This is a genomic window from Inquilinus limosus (genome assembly GCF_002195995.1).
GTDB lineage: Bacteria > Pseudomonadota > Alphaproteobacteria > DSM-16000 > Inquilinaceae > Inquilinus > Inquilinus limosus_C.
Genome location: NZ_NHON01000168.1, coordinates 1 through 7,304, shown reverse-complemented (window position 1 = coordinate 7,304; position 7,304 = coordinate 1). Strand labels below are relative to the sequence as shown.

Here is a 7,304-nt window from a genome sequence, read left to right as displayed (position 1 = left end):
GGCCCAGGGCGCGGCACCGCCCGCGACCCGGCCGCCGCCGCCCGGCGCGGTGGATGTGCCGGTGCCGCGCCGCCGCCCCGGCTGACGCGGCCCGGCCGGACCCGAATGTGACGGTTTGGCGCAATCGCCCTGTGCGGCCCCCCGGGGTCGGCCTATAGTCACTGGCATGAGCACCGTCTTTCTCATCCTCGCCGTGATCTGCATGATCGGGGTGGTCGCCTCGCTGGCCACCGGCGTGTTCGGCATGGCGCAGAGCGGCCCGTTCAACCGGAAATGGGGCAACAAGCTGATGCAGGCCCGCATCGGCTTCCAGGCCCTGGCCATCCTGTTCTTCGTGCTGGCGCTGTGGACGGCCTGAGCGGGCGCCGATGGTCACGCTGACCCGGATCTACACCCGCGGCGGCGACGCCGGGCAGACCTCGCTGGTCGGCGGCCGGCGGGTGGCCAAGCATGACCTGCGGGTCGAGGCCTACGGCACGGTGGACGAGGCCAATGCCGTGATCGGCCTGGCCCGGCTGCACACGGCCCCTTCTGGCGTGGGGGGCGATGCCGACACCATGCTCGGCCGGATCCAGAACGACCTGTTCGATCTCGGCGCCGACCTGGCGACGCCGGAGGAGCGCGAGCCGAAATATCCGCCGCTGCGGGTCACCGCGGCGCAGGTGGAGCGGCTGGAGCGCGAGATCGACGCCATGAACGCGTCGCTGGCGCCCTTGAACAGCTTCGTGCTGCCGGGCGGCAGCGCCGCCGCGGCCCATCTGCACCACGCCCGCACCGTGGTACGGCGGGCGGAGCGGCTGGTCTCGGCCCTGATGGCGGTCGAGGCGGTGAACCCCGAGGCGCTGAAATACGCCAACCGCCTGTCCGACCATCTCTTCGTCCTGGCCCGAAGGATGAACGATGACGGCAAGGACGATGTCCTCTGGGTTCCCGGAGCGCATCGCTGAGCCCGTCTGCTCACAGCTTGGGCAAGATGCTTGCGCGGGCGGCAGTCGCGTTGACAAGCTCTGTCGGACATCACTATCGTTCGACCTCTTTGCTGCACCGCACCAATGCGGGCGGCATGCGGGACAGGGACGTTCGGAGCGGAACCCAGGCATGATCCAGACGATCGGCGTCATCGGTGCGGGACAGATGGGCAGCGGCATCGCCCAGGTCGGCGCCCAGAGCGGCTTCACCATCCGGCTGATGGACGTCGATGCGAAGGCGTTGGAGCGGGCGCGGGAGTCGATCGAGGGCCATGTCGACCGGCTGATCGGCCGCGGCAAGCTGACCGCCGTGGAGAAGCCGGCGGTGCTGGCCCGGATCCACACGGCGTCGGAGTACCAGGCGTTCAAGGATTGCGACCTCGTGGTCGAGGCGGCGACCGAGAACGAGGCGATCAAGCGCGAGATCTTCAAGCAGCTGGTGCCGCATCTGAACGAGCGGGCGATGGTGGCGACCAACACCAGCTCGATCTCGATCACCCGCCTGGCGGCGACGACCGACCGGCCCGAGCGCTTCATCGGCATGCATTTCATGAATCCCGTGCCGGTGATGAAGCTGGTCGAGATCATCCGCGGCATCGCCACCGACGACGCGACCTATGAGTCGATCCGCGACCTGGCGCTGAAGCTGGGCAAGACCCCGGCGGTGTCGGAGGATTTCCCGGCCTTCATCGTCAACCGCATCCTGCTGCCGATGATCAACGAGGCGGTCTACACCCTGTATGAGGGCGTCGGATCGGTCGAGGCGATCGACACCTCGATGAAGCTGGGCGCCAACCACCCGATGGGGCCGCTGGAGCTGGCGGATTTCATCGGCCTCGACACCTGCCTGTCGATCATGAACGTGCTGTATGACGGCCTCGCCGACAGCAAGTACCGGCCCTGCCCGCTCTTGGTGAAATACGTCGAGGCCGGCTGGCTCGGCCGCAAGACCAAGCGCGGCTTCTACGACTACTCCAAGGACGTCCCCGTCCCGACGCGCTGATCCGGCTGGAGGCGCGCGCGGCCGCACCGAATCCCGCCACACTTGTCACTCTGACCGTTTCGGCGTCCGGCGCTAACTCTATCTCCCTGTCGAAAAGGGGAGAGCGAGATGACCAAAGACGCCAATCATCCAGCCGCGCCCAGGATCGTCGACCGCGGCACCTTCCAGGCGGAGCTGGACGCCTTGCGGGCCCGGGAAAAGGCCCATAGCCGGGAGGGCGACGCTCTTGCGGCCGCCCGCCGGCGGCTGCCCATGGTCGCGGTGGACGGCGCCACGCCGCTCATCGGCGACCGCGGTCCGGCGACGCTGCTGGACGCGTTCGAGGGACGCCGGCTCTTCATCGCCTACTACTTCATGTGGAACCCCGGCCGCCCGGCGCCGGAGCAATGCGAGGGCTGCAGCCTGTACACGGCGCAGGTCCGCGAGCTGTCCTTCCTGCAGTCCCGCGACGTCACCTACGCCACGATCTGCCAGGGCCCGTATGAGGAGAGCGCCCGGTACCGCGACTTCATGGGCTGGGAGATGCCCTGGTACGCGGCCGATCGGGGGGCGCTCGGGACGCTCCTGGTCGGGCGCCGGGTGGGCATGATGCACATCGTCTGCTACCTGCGGCAGGGATCCGACGTGTTCGAGACCTACTGGACCACGCAGCGCGGCGTCGAGGTGATGGGCAACAGCTACGCCCTGCTCGACCTCACGGTCTATGGGCGGCAGGAGCCGTGGGAGGATTCGCCGGCCGGCTGGCCGCGGTGGGAAGGCGAGCATTTCTACCGCGTCGGCGACCGTCCCATCGTCCAATGGCCACGCGTCAAGGCCGGGCATTCCGACGACCTGGGAACCGGCGGGCGGTGAACCGGAGGCGGCCGCCCGGCCGAAGCGTCAAATCCCGATCGGCACCTTGGTCTCGTACTTCACCCGGGACAGGTTGAAGCTGGTGCGGAAGCGCTTGATGTTGTGCTCATTCGCCAGCACCCGGCGGCAGAACAGGTTGTAGGCCTCCATGTCGCGGCAGGTGACCACCAGCAGGTAGTCGGTCTCGCCGGACACGAAATAACATTGCTGCACTTCCGGCTCGGCCGCGATCTTGCGCTCGAAGGCCGCCAGCACGTCCTCGCGCTGGCGGTCCAGCTCGACCCCGACGAAGGCGACGATGGTCTGGCCGACCCGCTCCGGGTCGACCAGCGCCACGTCGCGCACCACCACCCGCTCCTGGCGCAGCCGGCGCACCCGCTTCAGGCAGGCTGGCGGCGACAGCCCGACCCGCTCGGCCAGCGCCAGGTTGGTGATCTGGTTGTCCTCCTGCAGCGCGTCGAGGATGCGCCGGTCGATGGAGTCGAGCTCGGGCGGGGCAGGGCGGGCACGGTCCGGGCTTTTCATGGATTTCTCCGAAGCGGCGTCGGCACATTCCACGACGGAAATTCCGGTCCTGCAAATCGAAATCCATTGCCAATGATTTCGCCGTAGCCTGTTTCGAACGAACAGGAGGCGCGATCATGGATTCACCGGATCTGTCGAACCGCATCGAGGTGCATGACCGCGAGGCGCTGGCCGCGGCGCGCGCCGTGCTCGATGCCTGCGCCGATCCCTCGGCGATGGGCGAGGCGGTGAAGGCAGCGGTCGGCCGCAACGCGCAGTGGCGCGGCGAGGACTGCATCAACCTGCTGGCGCCCGAGGCACCGACCAGCCCGGGCGTGCGGGCGCTGCTGGCGGCGGAGATCGGGACGCGGGCGGCGGAGGGCCATATCGGCCGGGTCAACCGCTGGTTCGCCGGCACCCGCCATATCGACGAGGTCGAGGCGCTGTGCGTCGAGCTGCTGAAGCGCCACTTCCGCTGCAGCTACGCCGATCACCGCCTCTGCGCCTCGATGATCGGCAACGCCGTGGTCTACACCGCGCTGACCGCGCCGGGCGACGTGGTGATGACCGCGGCGCAGCCGACCGGCGGCCATTCCTCGAACCGGCATGACGGCCCGGCCGGCGCCATGGGCCGCACCATCGTAGACATTCCGATGGACCCGGAGGAGCTGGTGGTCGACCTCGACCTGTTTCGCCGGGCGGCGCCGCTGGCCCGGCCGAAGCTGGTGGCGCTCGGCCTGTCGATGACGCTGTTCCCGCAGCCGGTGGCGGCGATGCGCGAGGTGATCGCGGAATGGGGCGGCCGCTTCTTCTTCGACGCGGCGCACCAGCTGGGCCTGATCGGCGGCGGTCAGTTCCAGGACCCTTTGAAGGAGGGGGCCGACATCGTCACCGGCTCGGCCGGCAAGACCTTTGCCGGGCCGCAATCCGGCATTCTCCTGTGGGACGATCCGGCGATCACCGAGGCGGTGACGACGGCGGTGTTCCCGGTCTGGGCGGCGACGCACCAGGTCAACCGGGTGGCGGCGCTGGCCCTGGCGACGGCGGAGGCGATCGCCTTCGGCGCGGCACTGCAGGCCCAGATCGTCGCCAATGCCCGGGCTTTGGCGCGGGCGCTGCAGGAGCGCGGCATCCCGATGCTGGGCGCACACAAAGGCTTCACCACCACGCATCAGGCCATCGCCGACGCGCGCGGCTTCGGCCGCGGCCTGGCGGCGGCGCAGGCGCTGGAGCGCGCCAACCTGATCGTGAACAAGAACCTGCTACCGTCCGACCGCAAGGAGGACTGGGATTTCCCCGGCGGGCTGCGGATCGGCACGATCGAGGTCACCCGCTTCGGCATGCGCGAGCGCGAGATGGAGGCGATCGCCGAGCTGATCGCCCGCGTCCTGGTGCGCGGCGAGGCGCCCGAGGCGGTGCGGCCGGACGCGGTGGCGCTCCGGCACAGCTTCCCGACGATCCACTACTGCTTCGAGAACGGATTGCCGGATTAGGCTCACATCTCGCCGTCATTGCGAGGAGGCGAAGCCGACGAAGCAATCCAGGGGCCGATGCGTGTGGCCCCTGGATTGCTTCGCTGCGCTCGCAATGACGGTGTCGAGGACCCCGGAAGCGTCTCGCAGCCCGCCTACAGATTCCCCAGCGCTTGCTCGATGTCGGCGAGGATGTCCGGGGTGTTCTCCAGGCCGATCGACAGGCGCACCAGACCCTCGCCGATGCCCTGCGCCGCCCGCTCCTCCGGCGTGTAGTTGGCATGGGTCATGCTGGCAGGATGCTGGACCAGCGATTCCGCGTCGCCCAGGCTGACCGCCAACGTCACCAGCCGCAGCCGGTCCATGAACTTCCGTCCGGCCTCGATGCCGCGGCGCAGCTCGAAGGCGATCAGCCCGCCGGGCTGCGCCATCTGCCGGCTGGCCAGCGCGAATTGCGGATGCGATTCGAGCCCGGGATAGGACACCCGCGCCACCGCCGAATGGCCCTCCAGCAGCCGTGCCACGGCGAGGGCGGAGCGGGAATGCTGCGCCATCCGCAGCTCCAGCGTCTTCAGCCCGCGCAGCACCAGATGGGCGTTCATCGGCGACAGCGTCGCGCCGGTCAGGTAGCGCAGCCCCTCATTGCGCACCCGGTCGATGATCGGCTTCGGCCCGACCAGCACGCCGGCCAGCACGTCGCCATGGCCGCTCAGGAACTTGGTGGCCGAATGCAGCACCAGGTCGGCGCCGTGGTCCAGCGGCCGCTGCAGCACCGGGGTGCAGAAGGTGTTGTCGACCACCACCAGCGCCTCGGGCGCCGCCCGCCGGGCCAGGTCCGACACGGCGCGGATGTCGATCAGCCGCAGGTTCGGGTTGGCCGGGGTCTCGAAATACACCACCCGCGTCCGCAGGGTCAGCGCCGCCTCCAGCGCCTCCGGCCGGGTCATGTCGACCTTGGTCACCCTGACCCCGAAGCGCGGCAGGCCCTGCATGAAGAAGGCGTAGCTGTTGCCGTACAGCGTGTGGTCGATCACCACCTCGTCGCCGGCCTGCAGCAGCGTCCACATCGGCGTGGTGATGCTGGCGATGCCGGACGCCATCGCCACCGCCGCCGCGCCGCCCTCCAGCCGGGCCAGCCGGTCCTCCAGGATGGTCTGGGTCGGGTTGTGCCGGCGGCCATAGACATAGCCCTGGGCCTCGCCGCGGAACACCGCCGCCCCGGCCGCGGTGTCGGGGAAGGCATAGGTCGAGGTCATGTAGATCGGCGGCGTCAGGGCACCTTGCGCCTCGGCCGGATCGTAGCCGTGATGGATCGCGGTGGTGGAGGGGCCCCAGGGCTTGTCGTCGCGATCGGAATCGGTCATGGGGTTCCTCCGGACCGGCGGCCTATCCGCCGGCGCGCCGGGCCCGGGGATGGGCGTCGGCGTAGACGGTCATCAGCCGCTCGGTGTCGATCTCGGTGTAGCGCTGGGTGGTCGACAGGGCGGCGTGGCCCAAGAGCTCCTGGATCGTGCGCAGGTCGCCGCCGCCGGCCAGCAGATGGGTGGCGAAGCTGTGCCGCAGCGCGTGCGGCGTCGCCGAATCGGGCAGGCCGAGCACGGCGCGCAGCTGGCGCATCTGGCGTTCCGCCACGCCCGGGTTCAGCGCGCCGCCGCGGGCGCCCAGGAACAGCGGGCCGGTGGCCGTCAACGGGTAGGGGCAGGCGGCGACATAGGCGTCGACCGCCTCGCGCACCGCCGGCAGCACCGGCACCATGCGCTGCTTACGGCCCTTGCCGGTGACCACCAGCGTGTCGCCCTTCGGCGCCTCCCGCCGGGTCAGGCCCAGCGCCTCGCCCAGGCGCAGGCCGCAGCCATAGAGCAGGAACAGCAGGGCGCGGTCGCGCAGCCCGATCCATTCCTCGGTGGCCAGGGTCTCGATCGTGTCGACGGCGGCGAGCGCGTCGGTCACCGCCAGCGGCCGTGGCAGGCGCTTCGGCAGCTTCGGGTTGCGCAAACTGCCGATGGCGGCGTTGTGCAGCACACCGGCGCGGTCGAGATGGCTCAGGAAGTTGCGGACGCCGGACAGGCCGCGCGCCCGGGTCGCGGCGCCGGCCCCGCCGGCGGCCCGGCGGGACTGGAAGGCGCGCAGGTCGGAGAGGGCGGCGGCGGACAGGTCGTTCAGGCTCGGCGCCCGGCCGAGATGCTCGGCCAGGAAGTGGACGAAGCGGCCGACATCGCCGAGATAGGCGCGCAGCGTGTGCGGCGAGACCCGCTTCTCCTCCTCCAGCCACAGCTTCCAGCGGCCGGCGGCGTCGCGCAGATCCGCCGCCGCCGGCCAGCCGGCCATGCTGGTTTCGGGCTCGGGGGTCACCGCCGCGTCGCGGCCGGCGCCGCCCCCTCACCCGAAATCGCTGCGCGATTTCGACCTCTCCCCGGGGGAGAGGTGATGATGCCCGGCCTCTCGTTCCCCTCTCCTCGGGGAGAGGGAGGGGCCCGCCGCGTTGGCGGCGGGAGGGTGAGGGGG

General features: G+C 70.3%; 8 protein-coding genes. 5 read left to right on the top strand and 3 right to left on the bottom strand.

All coding sequences use genetic code 11. From position 1 onward, the window contains the following. The first annotated feature begins 166 nt into the window (after positions 1–166). The 4 genes from BWR60_RS35060 to BWR60_RS35045 all read left to right on the top strand — a co-directional run bounded on the left by BWR60_RS35060 (position 167) and on the right by BWR60_RS35045 (position 2,823). Positions 167–358 carry a twin transmembrane helix small protein gene (locus BWR60_RS35060; RefSeq protein ID WP_088157833.1) on the top strand — a complete coding sequence of 64 codons (192 nt, stop codon included), beginning with the start codon at positions 167–169 and terminating at the stop codon, positions 356–358. 10 nt (positions 359–368) lie between these two features. Continuing rightward, positions 369–947 carry a cob(I)yrinic acid a,c-diamide adenosyltransferase gene (locus tag BWR60_RS35055; RefSeq protein WP_088157831.1) on the top strand — a complete coding sequence of 193 codons (579 nt, stop codon included), beginning with the start codon at positions 369–371 and terminating at the stop codon, positions 945–947. Between the two features lie 151 nt (positions 948–1,098). Next, entirely contained in the window at positions 1,099–1,971 is an 873-nt protein-coding gene (locus BWR60_RS35050; RefSeq protein ID WP_088157829.1) for a 3-hydroxybutyryl-CoA dehydrogenase, read from the top strand. A 108-nt stretch (positions 1,972–2,079) separates the two neighbouring features. Next, positions 2,080–2,823 (top strand): DUF899 family protein, encoded by a 744-nt coding sequence (locus BWR60_RS35045; protein ID WP_088157827.1) that lies wholly within the window; start codon positions 2,080–2,082, stop codon positions 2,821–2,823. A 27-nt stretch (positions 2,824–2,850) separates the two neighbouring features. Here the strand turns inward: BWR60_RS35045 and BWR60_RS35040 are convergent, their stop codons facing one another. Continuing rightward, the gene (locus BWR60_RS35040) at positions 2,851–3,348 is read right to left on the bottom strand and encodes an Lrp/AsnC family transcriptional regulator (RefSeq protein WP_088157825.1); all 498 of its coding nucleotides are present in this window, start codon (positions 3,346–3,348) and stop codon (positions 2,851–2,853) included. 116 nt (positions 3,349–3,464) lie between these two features. Here BWR60_RS35040 and glyA point away from each other — a divergent pair, with 116 nt between their 5' ends. Beyond that, on the top strand, positions 3,465–4,820 hold the full coding sequence (gene glyA, locus BWR60_RS35035; RefSeq protein ID WP_088157823.1) for a serine hydroxymethyltransferase: 1,356 nt from the start codon (positions 3,465–3,467) through the stop codon (positions 4,818–4,820). Between the two features lie 134 nt (positions 4,821–4,954). Here the strand turns inward: glyA and BWR60_RS35030 are convergent, their stop codons facing one another. Continuing rightward, positions 4,955–6,163, bottom strand: coding sequence for a trans-sulfuration enzyme family protein (locus BWR60_RS35030; RefSeq protein ID WP_088157821.1), 1,209 nt, complete (start codon positions 6,161–6,163; stop codon positions 4,955–4,957). A 22-nt stretch (positions 6,164–6,185) separates the two neighbouring features. Continuing rightward, a complete protein-coding gene (locus BWR60_RS35025; RefSeq protein ID WP_275542417.1) occupies positions 6,186–7,151 on the bottom strand; it encodes a tyrosine recombinase XerC in 966 nt (321 codons plus the stop codon). Positions 7,152–7,304 lie beyond the last annotated feature (153 nt).

Coding starts and splice junctions, on each gene's coding strand:
- BWR60_RS35060 (WP_088157833.1), top strand. CDS start 167: ATGAGCACCGTCTTTCTCATCCTCGCCGTGATCTGCATGATCGGGGTG.
- BWR60_RS35055 (WP_088157831.1), top strand. CDS start 369: ATGGTCACGCTGACCCGGATCTACACCCGCGGCGGCGACGCCGGGCAG.
- BWR60_RS35050 (WP_088157829.1), top strand. CDS start 1,099: ATGATCCAGACGATCGGCGTCATCGGTGCGGGACAGATGGGCAGCGGC.
- BWR60_RS35045 (WP_088157827.1), top strand. CDS start 2,080: ATGACCAAAGACGCCAATCATCCAGCCGCGCCCAGGATCGTCGACCGC.
- BWR60_RS35040 (WP_088157825.1), bottom strand. CDS start 3,348: ATGAAAAGCCCGGACCGTGCCCGCCCTGCCCCGCCCGAGCTCGACTCC.
- glyA (WP_088157823.1), top strand. CDS start 3,465: ATGGATTCACCGGATCTGTCGAACCGCATCGAGGTGCATGACCGCGAG.
- BWR60_RS35030 (WP_088157821.1), bottom strand. CDS start 6,163: ATGACCGATTCCGATCGCGACGACAAGCCCTGGGGCCCCTCCACCACC.